Origin of the sequence: Rhodococcus sp. MTM3W5.2 (assembly GCF_001984015.1) — a bacterium.
GTDB lineage: Bacteria > Actinomycetota > Actinomycetes > Mycobacteriales > Mycobacteriaceae > Rhodococcus_G > Rhodococcus_G oryzae.
Genome location: NZ_CP019572.1, coordinates 5615471 through 5637254 on the forward strand (window position 1 = coordinate 5615471; position 21784 = coordinate 5637254).

Consider the following 21784-nt stretch of genomic DNA (forward strand, 5'->3'; position numbering starts at 1 on the left):
CCATATGACCGACATACCGGGAAATCCCCCCGTACGCAGCGAACCCGCCGCCCCGAACTGTCGGGACGGCGGGTTCGCCGTTCAGTGGTTGGCCGTTACCGGCCCGTGATCATCGCTGCGGTGCCGCCGTGGGAACGATCGGCGAGGGCAGCGCGGTCTCGCCCTCGAGGAACTTGTCGACGGCGGCCGCGCAGGCGCGACCCTCCGCGATGGCCCACACGATGAGCGACTGGCCGCGGCCCATGTCGCCGGCCACGAACACGCCGTCCACGTTGGTCGCCCACTCGCCGGAACGGGTCACGTTGCCGCGCTCGTTCAGGTCGACGCCCAGGTCCGTCAGCAGGCCCGGCTTCTCCGGTCCGACGAAGCCCATCGCCAGCAGCACCAGGTCGGCCTCGAGCTCGAAGTCGGTGCCCTCCTGCTTCTCGAAGCGGCCGCCGACCATCTTGACCTCGTGCGCCCTGAGGCCGGTGACCTTGCCGTCCACGCCGGAGAACTGCTCGGTGTTCACCGCGAACACCCGCTCGCCGCCCTCCTCGTGTGCCGAGGAGACCCGGTACATGAGCGGGTACGTCGGCCACGGGGTGGAGTCCGCGCGGGCCTCCGGCGGACGCGGCATGATCTCGAACTGGTGCACCAGCTCCGCGCCCTGGCGCAGCGAGGTGCCCAGGCAGTCGGCGCCGGTGTCGCCGCCACCGATGATGACGACCTTCTTGCCCTCTGCGGTGATCGACGGTGCGTCCGCATCGCCGAGCTGCACGCGGTTGGCGATCGGCAGGAACTCCATCGCCTGATGGATGCCGTCCAGCTCGCGGCCGGGGATCGGCAGGTCGCGCGCCTCGGTGGCGCCACCGGCCAGCACGACGGCGTCGAAGTCCGCACGCAGCTGCTCCGCCGAGATGTCCACGCCGACATTGACTCCCGGGCGGAAGATGGTGCCCTCGGACTCCATCTGGACCAGGCGCCGGTCGATATGGCGCTTCTCCATCTTGAACTCGGGGATGCCGTAGCGGAGCAGACCACCGATACGGTCGGCCCGCTCGAACACGGTCACGGTGTGACCGGCCCGGGTGAGCTGCTGAGCCGCGGCAAGGCCGGCAGGCCCGGAACCGACGATCGCGATCTTCTTACCGGTCAGGCTGGACGGCCGCACCGGCTTGACCCAGCCCTCGTCGAAGGCGCGGTCGATGATCTCGACCTCGACCTGCTTGATGGTGACCGGATCCTGGTTGATGCCGAGCACGCAGGACGCCTCGCAGGGCGCCGGGCACAACCGACCGGTGAACTCCGGGAAGTTGTTGGTCGCGTGCAGACGGTCGATGCTGTCGCGCCAGCGATCCTTGTGCACCAGGTCGTTCCACTCGGGGATCAGATTCCCGAGCGGGCAACCGTTGTGGCAGAACGGGATACCGCAGTCCATGCATCGGCTGGCCTGGGTGCGGAGGGTCTTCGAATCGAAGTCCTCGTACACCTCCTTCCAGTCCATCAGTCGCAGCGGCACCGGCCGCCGAACCGGCAGTTCGCGCGAGGTGTGCTTGAGGAAGCCGCTTGGATCACCCACGAGCTGCCTCCATGATTGCCTCGTCCACGTCAGTTCCGTTCTTCTTCGCGGTGTCGATCGCCACGAGCACCTTCTTGTAGTCGCGCGGCATCACCTTCACGAAGTGATTCACCTGCTGAGACCAGTCCGAGAGGATGCGCGCGGCAACCTCGGACCCGGTCTCGTCCCGGTGCCGTTCGATGGCACCCTTCAGCCAGCCGAAGTCCTCGTGCTCGAGGTCCTCGAGATCGACCAGTTCCGTGTTGAGGTCCTTCTCGAAGGACTTCTCCGGGTTGTAGACGAACGCGACGCCACCGGACATGCCGGCACCGAAGTTGCGTCCGGTCGCGCCGAGCACGACCACCCGTCCACCGGTCATGTACTCGCAGGCATGGTCGCCCACGCCCTCGACCACCGCGGTCGCGCCGGAGTTCCTGACCGCGAAACGCTCACCCGCGATGCCGCGGATCAGTGCCTCGCCGCCGGTGGCGCCGAACAGGATCACGTTGCCCGCGATGATGTTCTCCTCGGCGACGAACCCGTCGGCGGCCTGCAGCGGCGGGCGCACCACGATGCGTCCACCCGACAGTCCCTTGCCGACGAAGTCGTTGGCGTCGCCGTGCAGCCGCAGCGTCATGCCCTTCGGGACGAAGGCGCCGAAGCTGTTGCCCGCCGATCCGGTGAAGGTGATGTCGATGGTGTCCTCGGGCAGGCCCGCACCGCCGTACACCTTGGTCACCTCGTGGCCGAGCATGGTGCCGACCGTCCGGTTGACGTTGGTGATCTTCGACTCGAACTTCACCGGCTGACCGCTGTCGATGGCCGCACGACTCTGTGCGATCAACTGCTGGTCGAGCGCCTTCTCGAGCCCGTGGTCCTGCGAACCGGTGCAGTACAGGTCCTGATCCATGAAGGACGACTCGGTCTTCGCCAGGATCGGCGACAGGTCGAGCTTGGATGCCTTCCAGTGCTCGAGCGCCTCGGTGGTGTCCAGCGCGTCGACCTGGCCGACCGCCTCGTTGATGGTGCGGAAGCCGAGCTCGGCGAGGAGCTCACGCACCTCCTCCGCGATGAACATGAAGAAGTTCTCCACGAACTCGGGCTTGCCCGCGAATCGCTTGCGCAGCACCGGGTTCTGGGTCGCGACGCCCACCGGGCAGGTGTCGAGGTGGCACACGCGCATCATGATGCAGCCGGAGACCACCAGCGGCGCGGTGGCGAATCCGAACTCCTCGCCGCCGAGCAGCGTGGCGATGATCACGTCGCGGCCGGTCTTGAGCTGGCCGTCGACCTGCACCACGATCCGGTCGCGAAGACCGTTGAGCAGCAGCGTCTGCTGGGTCTCGGCGAGGCCGAGCTCCCACGGCGCGCCCGCGTGCTTGACCGAGGTCAGCGGGGTGGCGCCGGTGCCGCCGTCGTGACCGGAGATCAGCACCACGTCGGCGTGTGCCTTGGAGACACCCGCGGCGACGGTGCCGACACCGATCTCGGAGACCAGCTTGACGTGGATACGAGCTGCGGGATTCGCGTTCTTCAGGTCGTGGATCAGCTGCGCGAGATCCTCGATCGAGTAGATGTCGTGGTGCGGCGGCGGCGAGATGAGGCCGACGCCAGGGGTGGACCCGCGCACCTCGGCGACCCACGGGTACACCTTGTGCGGCGGCAGCTGGCCGCCCTCGCCGGGCTTGGCACCCTGCGCCATCTTGATCTGGATGTCCGTGCAGTTGCTGAGGTAGTGCGCGGTCACACCGAACCGGCCGGACGCGACCTGCTTGATCGCGGACCGGCGCCAGTCGCCGTTCGCCTCCACCTCGAAGCGCGACGGATGCTCTCCGCCCTCACCCGAGTTGGAGCGACCGCCGAGACGGTTCATCGCGATGGCCAGTGTCTCGTGCGCCTCGGCGGAGATGGAGCCGTAGCTCATCGCACCGGTCGAGAAGCGCTTGACGATCTCGGAGGCGGGCTCCACCTCGTCGATCGAGATCGGCTGGCGCACACCGCTCTTGAACTTGAACAGGCCACGCAGGGAGGCCAGACGCTCCGACTGGTCATCGACGAGCTTGGTGTACTCCTTGAAGATCGAGTACTGACCGGTCCTGGTGGCGTGCTGGAGCTTGAACACCGTGTCCGGGTTGAACAGGTGGTACTCGCCCTCGCGGCGCCACTGGTACTCGCCGCCAACCTCGAGCTCGCGGTGCGCGCGCTCCTCGGGACGGTTCAGGTACGCGGCCGCGTGCCGGATGGAGATGTCCGAGGCGAGCTCGTCGAGGCCGATACCGCCGAGGCTGGAGTTCAGTCCGGTGAAGTACTCGTCCACCAGCTCCTGCGACAGGCCGATCACCTGGAACAGCTGCGCGCCCGTGTAGGACGCGAGCGTGGAGATGCCCATCTTGGACATCACCTTCAGCACGCCCTTGCCTGCGGCCTTGATGTAGTTCTTGACCGCGTCCTCGAAGGCGATGCCGGTGAGGTCGCCGCCCTCGATCATGTCCTCGATCGTCTCGAAGGCCATGTACGGGTTGATGGCAGCGGCACCGAAGCCGACGAGCGTGGCCATGTGGTGCACCTCGCGGGCGTCACCGGTCTCGATGACCAGTCCGACCTTGGTGCGCGAGCGCTCCCGGACCAGGTGGTGGTGCACGGCCGAGGTCAGCAGCAGCGACGGGATCGGGGCGAACGTCTCGTTCGAGTTCCGGTCGGAGAGCACGATGATCCGAGCCCCGCCCGCGATCGCCTCGGACACCTGGTGACGGATGTCGTCGAGCGCCTTGCGCAGGCCCTTGCCGCCGTCGGCGACCCGGTACAGGCCGGGCACGACAACCGAACGCAGGCCGGGGAAGTCACCGTCGTCGTTGACGTGGACCAGCTTGGCGAGGTCGTCGTTGTTCAGGATCGGCTGCGGCAGCGCCAGCAGGCGGCAGGAAGCCGGGCCCGGGTGGAGCAGGTCGCCCTCCGGTCCCATGCTGCCGCCGAGGCTGGTGACGACCTCTTCGCGGATCGCGTCCAGGGGCGGGTTGGTCACCTGTGCGAACAGCTGCGAGAAGTAGTCGAACAGCAGGCGCGGGCGGGCCGACAGGACCGCGATCGGGGTGTCGGTGCCCATCGAACCGAGCGCCTCACCGCCGGTCTTGGCCATCGGCGCGATGAGGACGTTCAGTTCCTCGTTGGTGTACCCGAACATCTGCTGACGGATCAGCACCCGCTCGTGGTTCATGTGCACGTGGTCGCGCTCGGGCAGGTCGGCCATGTGGACGAGCCCGCCGTCGAGCCACTCCTGGTAGGGGTGCTCGGCCGCCAGCTCCGACTTGATCTCGTCGTCGCTGATGATCCGGCCCTGCGCGGTGTCGACCAGGAACATCCGGCCCGGCTGAAGGCGGACCTTCTTGATCACCTTGGCGGGATCGATGTCGAGGACACCGACCTCGGAGGCCATCACGACCAGTCCGTCGTCAGTCACCCAGATGCGGCTCGGGCGCAGACCGTTGCGGTCGAGCACGGCGCCGATGACGGTGCCGTCGGTGAAGCACACCGAGGCGGGTCCGTCCCAGGGCTCCATCAGCGTGGAGTGGTACTCGTAGAACGCCCGGCGGGCCGGGTCCATGCTCTCGTGCCGCTCCCACGCCTCGGGGATCATCATCAGCACGGAGTGCGGGAGGCTGCGGCCACCGAGGTGCAGCATCTCGAGCACCTCGTCGAAGCGCGCGGTGTCGCTGGCACCCGGGGTGCAGATCGGGAAGATCTTCTCGAGCGCGCCTGCACCGAACACGTCGGACTCGATGAGCGACTCGCGTGCGCGCATCCAGTTCTCGTTGCCGGTGACGGTGTTGATCTCACCGTTGTGCGCGACGCGCCGGAACGGGTGCGCCAGCGGCCACGACGGGAAGGTGTTGGTGGAGAAGCGCGAGTGCACGAGGCCGAGCGCCGACTCCATCCGCTCGTCCTGGAGGTCCAGGTAGAAGCTCTTGAGCTGCGGCGTGGTGAGCATGCCCTTGTAGACGATGGTCTGTCCGGACAGGCTCGGGAAGTACACCGACTCGCGGCCAGGGCCGTCCTCGCCCGCCCCGCCGTCGCCGAGCTCGTGCTCGACGCGCTTGCGGACCACGTAGGCGCGCCGCTCCAGGGCCATGCCGGTGATGGACGCGTCGGCCGCCACGACGAAGACCTGCCGGAACGTCGGCATCGCGTCGCGCGCCATCGCACCAAGCGAGGAGTCGTCGGTCGGGACCGCGCGCCAGCCGAGGACCGTCAGGCCCTCCTCCGCGGCGATCTTCTCGACGCCGGCGGCGGCCTCGTCGGCGGCCGCGGCGTCCTGCGGGAGGAACCCGATACCGGTCGCGTAGGCACCCTCGGCGGGCAGGTCGAAGTCGACGACCGCGCGCAGGAACGAGTCCGGGACCTGCAGCATGATGCCCGCGCCGTCGCCGGTGTTCGGCTCGGAACCGGCAGCACCACGGTGTTCGAGGTTCACCAGCGCGGTGATGGCCTTCTCGACGATGTCGCGGCTGCGGCGGCCGTGCATGTCGACGACGAACGCGACACCACAGGCGTCGTGCTCGTTCGCGGGGTCATAGAGGCCCTGGGGTCCGGGAGACCTGTGGCCTGGAAATTGCTTCATACCTAGCCTTCGTGTGCGTCAGATGCACAGACGACCAGCAACGCTGATGGCCATCACGTGGCAATACAAAGCGCCGACGCAACACTGGGCCGGCGCGCCCATTCAGCTGCGGCGGCAGACGGTGATCGGGATGTGTCCCCGCCTCCGCCGACGTGGCTGAGTGACTATCTGGACGGTTGTGTGTCCAGCATGTTCCGAACACGATAATTCAGCACCCCCGTTGAGCGCCAACTTAGGTTAGCCTTTTGGCCGCCTGACCAGTGCATAGGTCGGGAATCCCCGACGCTCAGGAGCGGCAGGAATCCGCCCCGAGCAGGGCCCGCACGACCGCCTCGATCTCGCCCCCGGGATCGAATTGTGCTGCGGGCGTTGACAACTGATGCAGTATCAGCCCGTCTACGTAGTCCGCCAGGATTCGGCACAGCCGCTCCGGCTCGGCCGCTCCTAGCCCCGCGAGCAGGCCGGTCGCCCAGGAGAGGAGTTCGCCCCTGGCCCGGCCGAGCGGGGTTGCCAGCGCCGGCTCCGCCACCGCGGCGACGACCAGCGCGTACCGAGCGGCGGTCCGAACCCGGTCCGGTCCGGTCGCCGACCGGACGAACGCGGTCATCCCCGCGACGAACTCGTCCACCGAGGCCGGCTGGGGCACCGCCGCGAGCACGCTCCAGTCCTCGCGATCGCGCTCGACGAGCCGGAGCATGACCGCCTCCAGCAGCGATTCCCTGGTCCGGAAGTAGTTCGAGGTGGAGCCCTGCGGGATACGGGCGACCTCATCCGCGGCCCGGTGCGTCAGCCCACGCAGGCCGCGCGTGCCGAGCACCTCGATGGCGGCATCGAGGACGCGCTCGCGCTTACCGGACATGCCGCGACACTACAACAGTAGTATCGACACTACATCCGTAGTAGCGTGTCGGATATGAGGCGAACAGCAACCGTCGTCGGCGGCGGCATCGGCGGCCTCACCGCCGCGAACTACCTGATCCGGGCCGGATGGGTGGTTCAGGTGCACGAGCGCGCCGACGCGCTGCCCCACACCGGCACCGCGCTCGGCCTGTGGCCGCAGGCACTCGCCGCCCTCGACGCGATCGGACTCGGCGACCGGGTCCGCGAACTCGGTGTCTCGCAGTCGTCCGGCGCAGTGCTGCGCCCGGACGGCACCGCGATCGCCCGCATCACGGTGCGGGGCGGGTCCACCACCCTGCTGTCGCGGCCTGCGCTGCTGAGCACCCTGGCCGCGCCGCTGGCGCCGGGGGTACTGCGCTACGACACCACCGGGGACCGAACCGGCGGCGGGGCCGACGTCGTGATCGCCGCGGACGGCATCAACAGCCGGATCCGGGACGCGGTGTTCGGCGAGCGCTACCGCCCCCGCCCGCTCGGGATGGCCGCCTGGCGGGGCTGGGTGTCCGGCACCGCCGACAACTCCGCCGAGACCTGGGGCGACGGCGCGCTCTTCGGGATCAGCCCGCGCGACGGTGGCCTGACGAACTTCTTCGCAGCGGTCCGCATGAAACCGGACATCGCGGGAGTGGAGCCTGCGGAACGACCAGACAACTCCGACGGCGGCGCCGCCTTCCTGCGCGAGCGGTTCGGCAGCTGGCACCCCGACCTCCGGGCGATCCTCGACCGGCTCGACCCCGCCGCGCTGCTCCACCACGACCTCTACGAGAGCCCGGCACTGCCGTCGTACGTACGGGGCAACGTGGCCCTGATCGGCGACGCGGCACATGCAATGGCGCCGAACCTCGGCCGCGGAGCCTGCGAGGCGATGGTCGACGCGGTGGCCCTCGGCAGGGCGCTGACCGAGAGCGCGGACGTGTCCGAGGCCCTGCGTCGTTACGACCGGCGCCGTCGGCGGCCCACGCGTGCGCTGGTACGCGCCTCGAGGACCATGGGAAAGGTGGCGACCACCACCCGGCTGACGCCGCTGCGGGATGTCGCGATCGGCCTGGCGACCAGGCTCGGATGACGCGGGACCGCGAAAGGCCCCGAAATGACGACTGACCGCAGCGATCAAGTCAGCTGCGGTCAGTGCTGCGGTAACCATAGCGTGACCGGATCGTGACCTCATCGGATTGTGAGGGACGTCACGAGCTTCGCGTCGGTGACCCTCCCGATCGCTGCAGAGTCGTTGGCGCGCGCCAGGTCCCGCGGTCGACGTGGAGCCCAGGCGACGGCATTCCCGACACCACCCGTCTCCCCGCCGAGCAGGTAACGGACCTCCAGATCACCGCCGACCACGCCTCGCGGGAGCCCGGTAGCGGGGTGCAGCGGCATCGGGCGCAGGTCGGTGCGGAGTATTCGCGATGGCATATGGGCCATATCAACCAAAAAAAAACGAGGTCACGAACTCTTTCGAGTTCGTGACCTCGTTTTGCGCAGTTCATCGAACTGCTCACGGTGGGCGAAGGGGGACTTGAACCCCCACGTCCCGAAGGACACTGGCACCTGAAGCCAGCGCGTCTGCCATTCCGCCACTCGCCCGAGCGACGCCGGAAACATTAACACGCGCCGGCCGGGAATGACGATTCGCCCCTTCGACCTGCGAAGGAAGCGATCACCCACACCGGCATCCGGCAAAGGTAGATATCATGCAGTGGCGGCATCGAGGCCGCGACACGCCACCGGGACCGGAGAGGAGCCACGATGGGGATCGTCCAGCGATTCGAGCGCAAGCTGCAGGGCGCCGTCGGGGATGCCTTTGCCCGGGTCTTCGGAGGCGGCGTCATGCCCCAAGAGGTGGAATCCGCACTCCAGCAGGAGGCCACCGACCGGGTTCAGCACCTCGATGGCGGACACCTGCTGGCCCCCAACATGTACGTGATCACCATCAACGAATCCGATCACGACGAACTGGCGACGGACCGGGACTTGACAGTCAAGGCCTTCGCCCGACACCTTGAGGGCTTCATCCGCGACCAGGGATGGCAGACCTATGGCCCCATCACCGTGCGGTTCGAACCGAGCCCGGCGCTGCACACGGGCCAGTTCCGGACCAGCGGGACGGTGGACCCCGATGCGGGGCGGCCACCGGCTCGTAGCCCAGGCCCGGAAGTGCACGCAGTCCCGCTACCTCGACCCTCCGCTCATCCGAACCCAGGAGCTGGCCCCATGACGCAGAACTCAGGCTACGACGCCAACCGCGAGCCCGCGGACAACGAGGGCCGGCCCGAATACCAGCCGGCGTACGCCTCGAACGGGTACGCCAACGGCAACAGCTACCCCAGCGAGCAGCCGCGCAACAACGGCTACGCGAGCGAGCAGCCGCGCAACGGCTACGAGCGCCCCTACGGCGGCGGCTACCAGGATCCGTACGCGCAGGGCGGCAACGACCCGTACGCCCAGCCCGCCAACGACCCCTACGCGCAGCAGGCCGGCTACCAGCAGAGCGCGCCTGCCTACCCGCCGCAGGCCCCCGCCTACCCGCCGCAGCAGCAGGGCTCCGGCTACCCGGCCCAGCAGGCCCCGCAGAGCTACGACTACCAGCAGGGCGGGTACGGCCAGGACTACCCGGCCTACGACCAGCAGCCGTACGGCGCGGGCGCGGGCGCATACTCGGGCTTCGATGCCGACCGCACCTTCACTGTCACCCTGCAGCTCGAGGACGGCAGCGGCCGCAACTTCCAGCTCCGCGAGGGCCGCAACGTGATCGGCCGCGGTCAGGAGGCACAGTTCCGGCTGCCCGACACCGGAGTCTCGCGTCGGCACATCGAGATCCGCTGGGACGGCCAGGTCGCGATGCTCTCGGATCTCGGCTCGACCAACGGCACCACCGTGAACGGCGCCCCCGTTCAGGATTGGCAGCTCGCCGACGGTGATGTGATCCGCGCAGGAAACTCCGAGATCTTGGTCCGTATCCTCTGATCCGCCACGGCGGTAACAACCGAACCAGCGGAAGCCTCTTCGGATTCCGTATGGTGGTTGCGCACCCATATCGCGATCGACACAGGCCGCATCGCCATAGGATGCTGCCTATAAAATGCCGGAGTTCGGGACCACCCGATCGCCACGAATGAGGAGGTGGACCGCCGTGCAGGGACTCATCCTGCAGTTGACCAGGGCGGGCTTCCTGCTGTTGCTGTGGCTGTTCGTCTGGGGCGTACTCCGGGCCCTGCGCAGTGACGTCTACGCCGCCTCGGGTGTGCGTGTCCCGCCCCGGTATTCGCGGAGCGCCTCGGTGCTGCCCTCGTTCGGCAAGCCGAAGGTGGCCAAGTTCCTCATCGTCACGCAGGGCGCACTGGCGGGCACCCGCATCACGCTCGGCGCGCAGCCCGTCCTGATCGGCCGAGCCGACGATTCCACCCTCGTGCTCACCGACGACTACGCCTCCACCCGGCACGCCCGGCTGTCCCAGCGCGGAACCGACTGGTACGTGGAGGATCTCGGATCGACCAACGGCACCTATCTGGACCGGGCGAAGGTGACCACCGCGGTGCGGGTGCCCCTCGGCACCCCGGTTCGCGTGGGCAAGACCGTGATCGAGCTGCGCCCGTGACCCTCGTCCTCCGTTACGCGGCGCGCAGCGACCGCGGCCTGGTGCGCTCGAACAACGAAGATTCCGTGTACGCGGGCGCCCGTCTGCTCGCGCTCGCCGACGGCATGGGCGGCCACGCCGCGGGCGAGGTCGCCTCCCAGCTGATGATCGCGGCCCTCGCGCATCTCGACGACGACGAACCCGGCGAGGACCTGCTGGGCAAGCTCGAGGCCGCCACCCGCGCGGGCAACGCCGCCATCGCCGATCAGGTCGAGGAGGAGCCCGAACTCGACGGCATGGGCACCACCCTGACCGCGATCCTGTTCGCGGGCAGCAAGCTCGGCCTGGTGCACATCGGCGACTCTCGCGCATACCTGCTGCGCGAGGGCGTGCTCACCCAGATCACCCGCGACGACACCTTCGTCCAGTCCCTCGTCGACGAGGGACGGATCACCGCCGAGCAGGCGCACACCCACCCGCAGCGTTCCCTGATCATGCGGGCGCTGACCGGCAACGAGATCGAGCCGACGCTCACCGTCCGGGAGGCCCGCGCGGGCGACCGGTACCTGCTGTGCTCCGACGGACTCTCCGATGTCGTCAGCGACGAGACCATCTCGGAGGTGCTCGGCGAGGGGGAACACGGCGAGTCCGCCGACCGGCTGATCGAACTGGCACTGCGCAGCGGCGGACCGGACAACGTCACGGTGGTGGTCGCCGATGTCATCGACCTCGACTACGGCCAGAGCCATCCCATCGTGGCGGGCGCCGCCTCGCACGAGGACGAGGACGACTCCCCGCCGCCGGACACCGCCGCCGGACGGGCCGCCGCCATGCGCCCGCCGCGGGCGACCCCGCGCCGGGTGACCGGCCCGGTCGACACCGAGGCCGCGAAGCCGAAGCGACGACTGACCTGGATCCTGTTGGGACTGGGGCTCATCGCCGTCGTGGTCGTGGGACTCGTGGTCGGACGCAGCCTGATCCGCAGCAACTACTACGTGGGTGCGGACGACAGCCGGGTGACCGTGCTGCGCGGCGTACCCGGTTCCGTGTTCGGGTACTCGCTGCAGGAGGCGAACCTCGTCGGGTGCATCACCAACAGCGGTTCGCTGAGCCTGGTGACCCCGGATGCCGAGCCGACGAACTGCACCCTGCTGATGGTGGACGACCTGCAGCCCTCCGCGCGTGAACAGGTGCGGGCCGGCCTGCCGTCCGGGAGCCTCGACGACGCCAAGCGGCAGATGAGCCGACTCGCCACCGCCGACCTGCTCCCGGTGTGCCAGAGCGCCACCGCCGCGCCCCCCGCTCCCCCGGCGACCGGTGCCCCCGCCGCGCCGACCATCCCGGCCGCGCCGACCACCCAACCGCCGCCGTCAGCGGTGCCGCCGACGCCCACCACCACTGCGGCGCCGCCGCTCAGCCCCTCCGAGTTGGCTCAGGCACAGGTGCCCGGGCAGAACTGCAGGACCGGCCGCTGATGTCTGTCTCCGCGGCACCGTCGGGGCCCTCCTTCCCGAGTCCGGCCGGAGGGTTCGCGCCCGCACCCGTGCAATCGAACCGACGCAACGTCGAACTGGTGCTGATCGGCTGCGCCATCGCGATCACCACCCTGTCGCTGATCCTGGTCGAGGCGAGCCAGGAGCAGAAGATCACCCTCGACCTGGCCAAGTACGCGCTCGCGTACGCGGTTCTGTTCGTCATCGCCCACCTCGCGGTGCGCAGGTTCGCGCCGCACGCCGATCCGTTGCTGCTGCCGATCGTCGCGCTGCTCAACGGTCTCGGGCTGGTGCTCATCCACCGACTCGACCTCGCCGACGCCGCGACCGCGGCCTCCTTCGGGTGGGAGATCCCCTCCCCCGACGCCAATCAGCAGGTGCTGTGGACCGCGCTCGCGATCGCCGGCTTCATCGCAGTGCTGGTGTTCCTCGAGGACTACCGACTGCTGGCGCGCTACAGCTACACCCTCGGCCTGGCCGGCCTGGTGCTGCTCGCACTCCCCGCGGTGCTGCCGTCGTCGATGTCCGAGGTGAACGGCGCGAAGATCTGGATCAAGTTGCCGTTCTTCAGCATTCAGCCAGGAGAATTCGCCAAGATCCTGCTGATCATCTTCTTCGCCTCCGTCCTGGTGTCCAAGCGCGAGCTGTTCACCACGGCGGGCAGGCATTTCTTCGGCATGGACCTGCCGCGCGCCCGTGACCTCGGGCCGATCCTCGTCGCCTGGATCGTCTCCATCGGCGTGCTGGTGCTCGAGAAGGACCTGGGCACGTCGCTGCTGCTGTTCGGCACCGTGCTGGTGATGCTCTACATCGCCACCGAACGGGTCGGATGGCTGCTGATCGGCGGCGGGCTGCTCGCGCTCGGGTTCGTGTTCGCCTACCAACTCTTCGGCCACGTCCGGGTCCGGGTGAACACCTGGCTCGACCCGCTTGGCGACTACAACAACACCGGGTATCAGATCTCGCAGTCGCTGTTCGGGCTCGCAACCGGCGGGCTCGCCGGAACCGGACTCGGCAGTGGGCGGCCGTCCCAGGTCCCGTTCGCGAAGACCGACTTCATCGTCGCCACGATCGGCGAGGAGCTCGGGCTGATCGGCCTGGCAGCCGTGCTGATGCTGTTCCTGATCTTCGTCATCCGCGGGCTGCGGACCGCGCTGGCGGTGCGTGACAGCTTCGGCAAGCTGCTCGCCGCCGGGCTCTCGTTCACCGTGGCGATCCAGGTCTTCGTGGTCGTCGGCGGTGTGACCAAGCTGATCCCGCTGACCGGCCTGACCACCCCGTACATGTCGTACGGCGGCTCCTCGCTGCTGGCGAACTACCTGCTGCTGGCGCTGCTCATCAAGATCTCCGACTCCGCGCGGACCCCACCGAAGCCCACGAAGAAGGGACCCGCCCCCATCGCGGACGCACCGACCGAAATGCTGAGGCGCCCATGAACACGCCCCTGCGCCGCGTCGCGATGGCGGTCATGGTGATGGTGGTGGCACTCCTGGCCAACGCCACGTACGTGCAGGTCATCAAGGCCGACGACCTGCGCACCGACCCGCGGAACTCCCGGGTCCTGCTCGACGAGTACTCGCGTCAGCGCGGACAGATCTCGGCGGGCGGTCAGGTGCTGGCCGCATCGATCCCCACCGACGACCGGTACAAGTACCTGCGCACGTATCCGCCGAACCCGGCGGCGCCGTCGAGCCCGTTCGCGAACGCGCCGGTCACCGGCTTCTACTCGATGCTCTACGGCAGCACGGGACTCGAACGCACCGAGGACCAGGTACTCAACGGCTCCGACAACCGACTGTTCGGGCGACGGTTCTTCGACCTGGTCTCCGGCCGCGACCCGCGCGGCGGCAATGTGGTCACCACTCTCGACCCGGTCGTCCAGCAGGTGGCGTACGACGAGCTGACCGCCAAGGGCTACACCGGCTCCGTGGTCGCGATCCGGCCCAGCACCGGCGAGGTGCTTGCGATGGTGAGCACGCCCAGCTACGACCCGAACCTGCTGGCCAGCCACGACGGCGCGGTCAGCACCGAGGCCTGGGAGACGCTGAACGAGGACGAGGACAAGCCGCTGCTGAACCGGGCCATCTCGCAGACCTACCCGCCCGGCTCCACGTTCAAGGTGGTGGTCACCGCCGCCGCGCTGAGCAACGGGGCGAACCCGGAGGAGCAGCTGACCGCGGCGCCGAACATCACGCTGCCCGGCACCAACACCACGCTGGAGAACTACAACGGCAGCACCTGCGGAAGCGGTCCGACCGCCTCGCTGCGGGAGGCCTTCGCCAGGTCCTGCAACACGGCCTTCGTCGAGCTGGGCATCCGGACCGGCGCCGACGCCCTGAAGGACGAGGCCGCCGGGTTCGGCATCCAGCCCGATTCACCCGGCATCCCGATGCCGGTCGCGGACGGCACCGTCGGATCGATCCCCGACGACGCCGCGCTCGGCCAGTCCAGCATCGGTCAGCGCGACGTCGCGCTGACGCCGCTGGAGAACGCCGTGATCGCCGCGACCGTCGCGAACGGCGGCGTCCGGATGCAGCCGCACGTGGTGGCCCAGTTGCAGAGTCCCGACCTGTCGAACCTGGCGACGACGCACCCCGAGTCGCTGGGACAGGCGGTGTCCCCGCAGGTGGCGGCGACGCTCACCGACCTGATGATCGGCTCGGAGAACAACACCGGCGGCGGCAACAAGATCCCCGGCGTCCAGATCGCCTCCAAGACCGGAACCGCCGAGCACGGCAGCGATCCCCGCAACACCCCACCGCACGCCTGGTACATCGGGTTCGCCCCAGCGGCGAATCCGGAGATCGCGATCGCCGTGCTCGTGGAGAACGGCGGCGACCGCGCCCTTGCCGCGACCGGAGGCTCGGTCGCGGCACCGATCGGGCGGGCCGTCATCGAAGCCGGACTGCGGCAGGGGGCTGAGTGATGAGTCTGAACAACGGCGCGGTGATCGCGAACCGGTACCGGCTGCAGCGGCTGATCGCCACCGGCGGCATGGGCCAGGTCTGGGAGGGCGTCGACAACCGCCTGCACCGCCGGGTCGCGGTCAAGGTCCTCAAGTCGGAGTACTCCGCGGACCCCGAGTTCCTGGAGCGCTTCCGCACGGAGGCGCGCACCACCGCCCAGCTCAACCACCCCGGCATCGCGGGGATCTACGACTACGGCGAGACCCTCGACAGCGTCGGCCAGTCCACCGCGTACCTGGTGATGGAGTTGGTCAACGGAGAGCCGCTGAACGCGGTGCTGGGGCGTGTCGGCCGGCTGGCGCTGCCGCACGCGCTCGACATGCTCGAGCAGACCGGCCGCGCCCTTCAGGTGGCGCACGAGGCGGGCGTGGTGCACCGCGACGTCAAGCCCGGCAACATCCTGATCACCCCCGCCGGCCAGGTGAAGATCACCGACTTCGGCATCGCGAAGGCCGTCGAGGCCTCCCCGGTGACCCGGACCGGCATGGTGATGGGCACCGCCCAGTACATCGCGCCCGAACAGGCCCTCGGACAGGACGCCTCGCCTGCCAGCGACGTGTACTCGCTCGGCGTGGTCGGCTACGAGGCCCTCTCCGGCCGCCGCCCGTTCGTCGGCGACGGCGCGCTGACGGTGGCGATGAAGCACGTTCAGGAGGTGCCGAGCCCGCTGCCAGCGGATCTGCCACCGAACGTGCGCGAGCTGATCGACATCACGATGGCCAAGGACCCGGCCGCTCGGTACGGCAGCGGCGGCGAATTCGCCGACGCGGTCGCCGTGGTCAGGTCCGGTGCGCGGCCGCCGCTGCCCGGGGCGGGCCTGCCCGCGCGGCAGGCGACGGGGGCGGTGCCGCCCATCGTCGGGACCCAGATGTTGCCGACGTCCCAGCGCGAATATGCTGGCCCCGATTCCGGGTCGGTGCCTGCGGTGGCGACGGGCATGACCAAGGGACAGAAGATCCTGGCGTGGGGCGGCGGCGGACTGCTGCTCGCAGCCCTGCTGATCTCCGTGTGGATTCTCCTGTCCGGCGGTGGCGGAGCGCCGAGCAATCCGACGCCGCCGCCGGTGACGACGACGCGACCCGTGGTCACCACCACCACCCGCCCGCCCGTGACCACCACGACGGAACGGACGACCACGACCGAGGAACCGACGACCACCACGACGGAACCCAGTACCACCACCGAGGAACCGACGACCACCACGGAGCCGACGACCACCACGACGGAACCGACCACGACCACCACCACGACAGCGCCCCGCACCACCACCGCCACGACCACGCCGGACGTCCTCGAACCGGCCCCGCAAGGACAGCCATGACCACACCCCGCAAGCTCTCCTCCCGCTACGAGCTGGGCGAGATCCTCGGCTTCGGTGGCATGTCCGAGGTGCACCTCGCCCGCGACATGCGCCTGAGCCGGGATGTAGCGATCAAGGTGCTGCGCGCCGATCTCGCCCGCGACCCCACGTTCTACCTCCGTTTCCGCCGCGAGGCGCAGAATGCGGCGGCACTGAACCATCCGGCCATCGTGGCCGTCTACGACACCGGCGAGGCCGAGACCGACGGCGGTCCGCTGCCGTACATCGTGATGGAGTACGTCGACGGCGACACGCTGCGCGACATCGTCCGCACCGAGGGCCCCATGCAGGCCCGGCGCGCGATGGAGGTCATCGCCGACGTCTGTGCGGCGCTCGATTTCAGCCATCGCAACGGGATCGTGCACCGCGACATCAAGCCGGCGAACATCATGATCAACCGCGCGGGCGCGGTGAAGGTGATGGACTTCGGCATCGCCCGCGCGATCTCCGATGCCTCCAGCCCGATGACGCAGACGTCCGCGGTGATCGGCACGGCGCAGTACCTCTCGCCCGAGCAGGCGCGCGGCGAGCAGGTCGATGCCCGCTCGGACGTGTACTCGCTCGGTTGTGTGCTGTTCGAGATCCTCACCGGCGAGCCGCCGTTCAAGGGTGATTCCCCGGTGGCCGTCGCCTACCAGCATGTCCGGGAGGACCCGGCCCTGCCCTCGAGCGTGAACCCGAACGTGCCGCGCGAGCTCGACTCGGTGATCCTCAAGGCGATGAGCAAGAACCCGGCCAACCGGTACCAGAGCGCCGCCGACATGCGCTCCGATCTGGTGCGGGTGCTCGGCGGTCAGCGTCCGGGCGCGCCGATGGTGATGAACGACGAGGACCGCACCACGATCCTCGGCGCGGTGGACGCGCCGAACCGGTACGGCGCGCCCCCGTCTCGCCCCCGCCGGTGGCGCAGGCGGCCGCACCTGCGCCGGAGGACGGCCAGCCGCGCAGCCGCAAGGCCATGCGCGCGGTGCTGCTGTCGGTGGCCGCCCTGGCGGTGATCGGCATCGTCGGTGCGTTCCTGTGGTCGCTCGGCCCCGGCTCGAAGGCCGCGCAGGTCACGGTCCCGAACGTCGCCAACCAGTCCGCGCAGGATGCCCAGAACGCGCTGCAGGATCTCGGTTTCCGCGTGCAGAGCCAGCCGAAGCCGAGCGACGACGTGGCCTCGGGCAACGTCATCGCCAGCATCCCCGTCGCGGGCACCAGGGCCGACGAGGGCACCACGGTGACCCTCGACGTGTCCACCGGTCCGCAGGAGGTGGAGGTCCCGACGCTGACCGGAATGTCGCAGGCGCAGGCGGCGCAGGCACTGAACGCGATCGGCCTGCAGGTGGACCCGACGGTGAGCACGGCGGCGTCGACGCAAGACCAGCTGGACAAGGTGGTCGCGCAGAAGCCGGAAGCCGGGTCGAATGTCGCGCTGGACGGCACCGTGAAGATCACCCTCGGCAGCGGACCGGAACAGATCCGGATCCCGAACGTCGTCGGCCAGACCCTCGACGTCGCGCAACCGAACATCGAGGGCGCGGGCTTCAAGGTCCAGGTCGAGAACATCGACTCCGGCAAGCCCAAGGGCGAGGTCGTCTCCACCGACCCGACCGGCGGCAGCGCGGCGGCCAAGGGCGCCACCGTCAAGATCCGGGTGTCGAACGGCAACATGGTCACGATGCCCAACCTGAACAACCAGAGCGTGTCGCAGGCGCTGGACTCACTGCGGCGCGCCGGTTGGACCGGATCCTCGAGCCAGCTCGTCCAACATCCGGAGGCCACCCTGGAGACCGATCAGGTCGGCAAGGTGGTCACCCAGGCACAGCCGGCGGGCTCGGAGATCTCCAAGACCTCGACCATCTCGGTCGGGATCGGTCAGCTCGGCATTCCCAGGTAGTCGGGACCGCCTCACCGCTCCGGGTCGGACGACTGGGTTCGTCGCCACCGGAGCGGTGAGGTGCCGAAGCGCTTCCGGAAGGCCCGGCTGAACGCGGCGTCGGACTCGTAGCCGACCAACGTCGCGATGGTGCCGACCGGCGTCGAACTGTGCCTCAGCAGCTCGGTGGCGCGGTCCAGTCGGCGCTCGGTGACGTATGCGCCCGGCGTCTGCCCGACGAGGCGGGTGAACCGTTCGGCGAAAGCGGAACGCGACAGCGTCGCCAGGTGGGCAAGCGCCGCGACAGTCCAGGCGCGCTCCGGATCCCGGTGGATGGCCTCGAGCGCCATGCCCACCTGGGGATCCATGGCCGCGGCCAGCCAACCGCCGTCGGCTACCCCACTGCCGGCCCAGGCGCGCAGGATCTGGACGAAGAGCAGATCGAGGATTCGGGACACCATCACGGCGGATCCGGGCCTCGGGTTGGTGACCTCCTCGCCGAGCAGTCGGCCACTCACCTCCAGCCACTCGAACCGCGCTCCCGGCCCCTGATGGAGCTCGATCGCGGTCGGCAGGACCGCGAGAAGGCGAGCGGCGGGCACCTCGTCGAGGGTGAACGTGCCGCGCAGCCACCGCGCGGCATGGTCGCGATCGGCCGCGCCGGAGCCGCTCTCCACCGAATGCGCACTACCGTGCGGAAGCAGGGCCACGTCCCCCACCCCGAGAGTGATGGTGGCGGCGGTCTCGCCGAGCCGGATGATGACCTCGCCGCGCTCGACCAGGTACAGCGCCCGCAGGTCGCCCGCGGGTGCGACGGCGAACGGCGCGACGGGCTCGCAGCGGTGGATCTGGTCGCCGCGCAACCGGATCGTCTCGAGAACCTCCGACAATGCGTCCGGCTGGACCCGGCCCGTGTCGACCGTCATCCGTCTCCCGTTCCCGTATGGCGCGCGCCGTGCGCTCGCGTCCGTCCAATCTCGGCGCGGCGGGCCCCGTCGTCAAGCGGCGTTGTCCCGGCCACAGCCGTGGAGTCCTGGCGGAACGCCGGTTCCACAAATCGTTCGACCATCCGGCGTTCCGTCTCCGGGTCGCCCCCGGGCACGGTGAGCAGCGAGATGACCACCCGCACGATCCATTGCGCGGCGTCCGCATCGGCTGCGATGCCCGTCAGTGCGGTGGCGACCCGGCCGAGTTCCGGCGATGACGCGAGATAGTCGTCGCCGCGGCCGGACCGTGAGTTCCGCACCCACTGGGCGAGCGCCGGATCCGCTCGTACCGCGGCGACGGAGACCAGGATCGCCTCGACGATCCGGCGGGAACCGCGGAGCGGTTCGACCGCGACCGCGACCTGCTGGGCCACCGCCGCGGCGGCCGCGGAGACGACACCCCCGACCAGAGCGGACTTACCGCCGACATAGCGGTACAGCGTCGCGCGCGAACACCCGGCCCTTGCCGCGACATCCTCGACGCTGACCTGGTCGATCCCCCTCTCCAGGAACAGCTCCGCGGCTGCGGCATGGATCCGCTCCACCCCGATCGCGCGCCGGTTCCCGCCTGCCAGCCAGTCCCTGGCCGCATCCGATTCACGCACGGAACACCTCCTGGACGTCGTCTCACCGAGGTCTCACGATGAGACAAAGTTGTCTCTCAGTCTACGTCGGGGTCTGCGATGCAGCGTCGTGAGCAGCGTGGGGCCGTCATCTTCTCGAAGGCGTGAGATTTCCTGTTTGAGCAGGTCACGAGGCCTGATCTCAACTTCTTCGGGCCCTTGACAGGCCGCCGTCGGCAGGTGGACGGTGGTGGCGCTGAAACAGGTTCTACTACCGGTGGGAGATTCGATGACCGCGTTGCCACTCGAGGGGATCGACCTCTTCGATCCGGCGAATCTCGACGACCCGAACGGGCTGTACCGCGCGCTCCGAGAGACCTCGCCCGTCCATCGGGTCCCGGGAACCGACTTCTATCTCGTCTCCACCTGGGATCTGGTCACCGAGGCGGCAGCACGCGTCGACGACTTCTCGTCCAACCTGACCGGGGTCCTCGTTCAGCAGCCCGACGGGCCGCCGGTGACCTTCGACATGGACGGCGGCGGACGGGCGGTGCACGTGCTCGCCACCGCCGACGACCCGACGCACGCCCACCACCGCAAGCTGGTGCTGCAGACGCTCGGCAAGAGGATCCGAGCGCTGGGCCCGACGGTCGCTCTCCTGGCCGATCGGCTGTGGGCCGATGGATTGCGGCACGGCCGGATCGACTACGCGACCGACATGGCCGACAAGCTGCCCCTCGCCCTCATCGCCGACCTTGTCGGGCTGCCCCAGACCGACGTCCCGCAGCTCCTGACGTGGGCGTACGACAGCACCGAACTGCTCGGCGGAGTGGTCACCCCGGACCGGCTCGGTCAGCTCGTGACTTCGTCCGTCGAGCTCGCCGGCTACCTGCACACCCACTTCCTCCGTTCCAAGGAAGATCCGCAGGACGATTTCATGGGCGTCCTCGCGCGTGCCTGCGCCGACGGCGACCTCACCGACGACGTCGCGGTGCTCATCCTCGTTCAGTTGGTCGGCGCGGGCGGCGAGTCGACGGCCGGGCTGATCGCCAGTTCGGCAAGGCTGCTCGCCACCCACCCGGAGATCCAGCGCACGCTCCGCGAGAACCCCGCCCTGATCGACCCCTTCCTCGACGAGGCGCTCCGGCTGGAATCCCCGTTCCGGGCCCACCACCGACACGTCGTCGCGGACACCACGCTGGGCGGGGTCGCGCTACCCGCGGGCAGTCACGCACTCCTGCTGTGGGGGTCGGCGAACCGCGATCCCGCCCGGTTCGAGCGTCCCGACGAGATCGTCCTCGACCGCCCGGGCATCCGTTCCCATCTCGCCTTCGGCAAGGGCACCCATTTCTGCGTCGGGTCGGCGCTCGCGCGGATGGAGGCCCTCGCCGCCGTCACCCTGCTCCTCGAACGCAGCACCCGGATCTCCATCGCCGACGAGGCGAGCTGGGTGCCGAGCATCTTCGTGCGGCGACACCTCCGCCTGCCGCTCCAGATCACCTGACCCACAGCCCGACACGATCCCGACAGGACATCGAATGAACACCTCTCCGAGCGACCTCGTCACGGCCTTCTGCGCGGAATGGAAGGCGGGTGACGCGGCGTCGATCGCCGGGTATTTCAGCGAAGACGCTGTCTACCACAACATTCCGATGGAACCACTGTGCGGACGCGCGGCCATCGCCGACTTCCTGCAGGGCTTCATCTCGGCTTTCGGGGAATCGAGTTCACCATCCACCACCAGGCGGCGAACGGGACCGTCGTGCTCAACGAACGCACCGACCGGTTCACCCTAGGAGACAAGCACGTGGAGTTGCCCGTGATGGGTGTCTTCGAGATCGAGGCGGGCGAAATCACCTCGTGGCGAGATTATTTCGACATGGCCCCGATCACGACGCTCCTGTCGGCCGGCTGACAGGAGCGTCCGGC

13 protein-coding genes, 1 tRNA gene and 2 pseudogenes are annotated in these 21784 nt (G+C 69.1%); 10 read left to right on the forward strand and 6 right to left on the reverse strand.

Annotated elements, in window-relative coordinates:
* Positions 1 to 109: 109 nt before the first annotated feature.
* The 3 genes from BTZ20_RS25795 to BTZ20_RS25805 form a co-directional block, all read right to left on the reverse strand.
* Positions 110 to 1561 carry a glutamate synthase subunit beta gene (locus BTZ20_RS25795; protein ID WP_077043318.1) on the reverse strand — a complete coding sequence of 484 codons (1452 nt, stop codon included), beginning with the start codon at positions 1559 to 1561 and terminating at the stop codon, positions 110 to 112.
* Positions 1554 to 6155, reverse strand: coding sequence for a glutamate synthase large subunit (gene gltB, locus BTZ20_RS25800; protein WP_077043319.1), 4602 nt, complete (start codon positions 6153 to 6155; stop codon positions 1554 to 1556). The genes BTZ20_RS25795 and gltB overlap by 8 nt, the downstream gene beginning before the upstream one ends.
* Positions 6156 to 6441: 286 nt before the next feature.
* Positions 6442 to 7014, reverse strand: a complete 573-nt coding sequence (locus tag BTZ20_RS25805; protein WP_077043320.1) for a TetR/AcrR family transcriptional regulator — start codon at positions 7012 to 7014, stop codon at positions 6442 to 6444.
* A 54-nt stretch (positions 7015 to 7068) separates the two neighbouring features.
* On the opposite strand from BTZ20_RS25805, the gene BTZ20_RS25810 reads away from it, so the two are divergent.
* Entirely contained in the window at positions 7069 to 8121 is a 1053-nt protein-coding gene (locus tag BTZ20_RS25810; RefSeq protein ID WP_077043321.1) for an FAD-dependent monooxygenase, read from the forward strand.
* A gap of 432 nt (positions 8122 to 8553) precedes the next feature.
* Here BTZ20_RS25810 and BTZ20_RS25820 read toward each other — a convergent pair.
* A tRNA-Leu gene (locus tag BTZ20_RS25820) sits at positions 8554 to 8636 on the reverse strand.
* A 162-nt stretch (positions 8637 to 8798) separates the two neighbouring features.
* Here BTZ20_RS25820 and BTZ20_RS25825 point away from each other — a divergent pair.
* From BTZ20_RS25825 to pknB, 7 genes and pseudogenes are all read left to right on the forward strand, one after another.
* The gene (locus tag BTZ20_RS25825) at positions 8799 to 10016 is read left to right on the forward strand and encodes a DUF3662 and FHA domain-containing protein (RefSeq protein WP_077043323.1); all 1218 of its coding nucleotides are present in this window, start codon (positions 8799 to 8801) and stop codon (positions 10014 to 10016) included.
* Between the two features lie 166 nt (positions 10017 to 10182).
* On the forward strand, positions 10183 to 10647 hold the full coding sequence (locus BTZ20_RS25830; RefSeq protein ID WP_077044015.1) for an FHA domain-containing protein FhaB: 465 nt from the start codon (positions 10183 to 10185) through the stop codon (positions 10645 to 10647).
* Positions 10644 to 12101 (forward strand): protein phosphatase 2C domain-containing protein, encoded by a 1458-nt coding sequence (locus tag BTZ20_RS25835; RefSeq protein ID WP_077043324.1) that lies wholly within the window; start codon positions 10644 to 10646, stop codon positions 12099 to 12101. The genes BTZ20_RS25830 and BTZ20_RS25835 overlap by 4 nt, the downstream gene beginning before the upstream one ends.
* Positions 12101 to 13555 carry an FtsW/RodA/SpoVE family cell cycle protein gene (locus BTZ20_RS25840; protein ID WP_077043325.1) on the forward strand — a complete coding sequence of 485 codons (1455 nt, stop codon included), beginning with the start codon at positions 12101 to 12103 and terminating at the stop codon, positions 13553 to 13555. The genes BTZ20_RS25835 and BTZ20_RS25840 overlap by 1 nt, the downstream gene beginning before the upstream one ends.
* Positions 13552 to 15045, forward strand: a complete 1494-nt coding sequence (locus tag BTZ20_RS25845) for a peptidoglycan D,D-transpeptidase FtsI family protein (RefSeq protein WP_077043326.1) — start codon at positions 13552 to 13554, stop codon at positions 15043 to 15045. Before BTZ20_RS25840 ends, BTZ20_RS25845 begins: the two co-directional genes overlap by 4 nt.
* A complete protein-coding gene (locus BTZ20_RS25850) occupies positions 15045 to 16406 on the forward strand; it encodes a serine/threonine-protein kinase (RefSeq protein ID WP_077043327.1) in 1362 nt (453 codons plus the stop codon). The genes BTZ20_RS25845 and BTZ20_RS25850 overlap by 1 nt, the downstream gene beginning before the upstream one ends.
* A pseudogene (gene pknB, locus BTZ20_RS25855) lies at positions 16403 to 18327 on the forward strand (Stk1 family PASTA domain-containing Ser/Thr kinase). Before BTZ20_RS25850 ends, pknB begins: the two are co-directional and overlap by 4 nt.
* Positions 18328 to 18338: 11 nt before the next feature.
* On the opposite strand, the gene BTZ20_RS25860 reads toward pknB, so the two are convergent.
* Entirely contained in the window at positions 18339 to 19232 is an 894-nt protein-coding gene (locus BTZ20_RS25860) for an AraC family transcriptional regulator (protein WP_077043328.1), read from the reverse strand.
* Positions 19229 to 19897 carry a TetR/AcrR family transcriptional regulator gene (locus BTZ20_RS25865; RefSeq protein ID WP_077043329.1) on the reverse strand — a complete coding sequence of 223 codons (669 nt, stop codon included), beginning with the start codon at positions 19895 to 19897 and terminating at the stop codon, positions 19229 to 19231. Before BTZ20_RS25865 ends, BTZ20_RS25860 begins: the two co-directional genes overlap by 4 nt.
* Before the next feature lie 247 nt (positions 19898 to 20144).
* Between BTZ20_RS25865 and BTZ20_RS25870 the strand changes: the two genes are divergently transcribed.
* Entirely contained in the window at positions 20145 to 21359 is a 1215-nt protein-coding gene (locus BTZ20_RS25870) for a cytochrome P450 (protein WP_077043330.1), read from the forward strand.
* Between the two features lie 34 nt (positions 21360 to 21393).
* Positions 21394 to 21770 (forward strand): annotated as a pseudogene (locus tag BTZ20_RS25875) (limonene-1,2-epoxide hydrolase family protein).
* Positions 21771 to 21784: the final 14 nt, after the last annotated feature.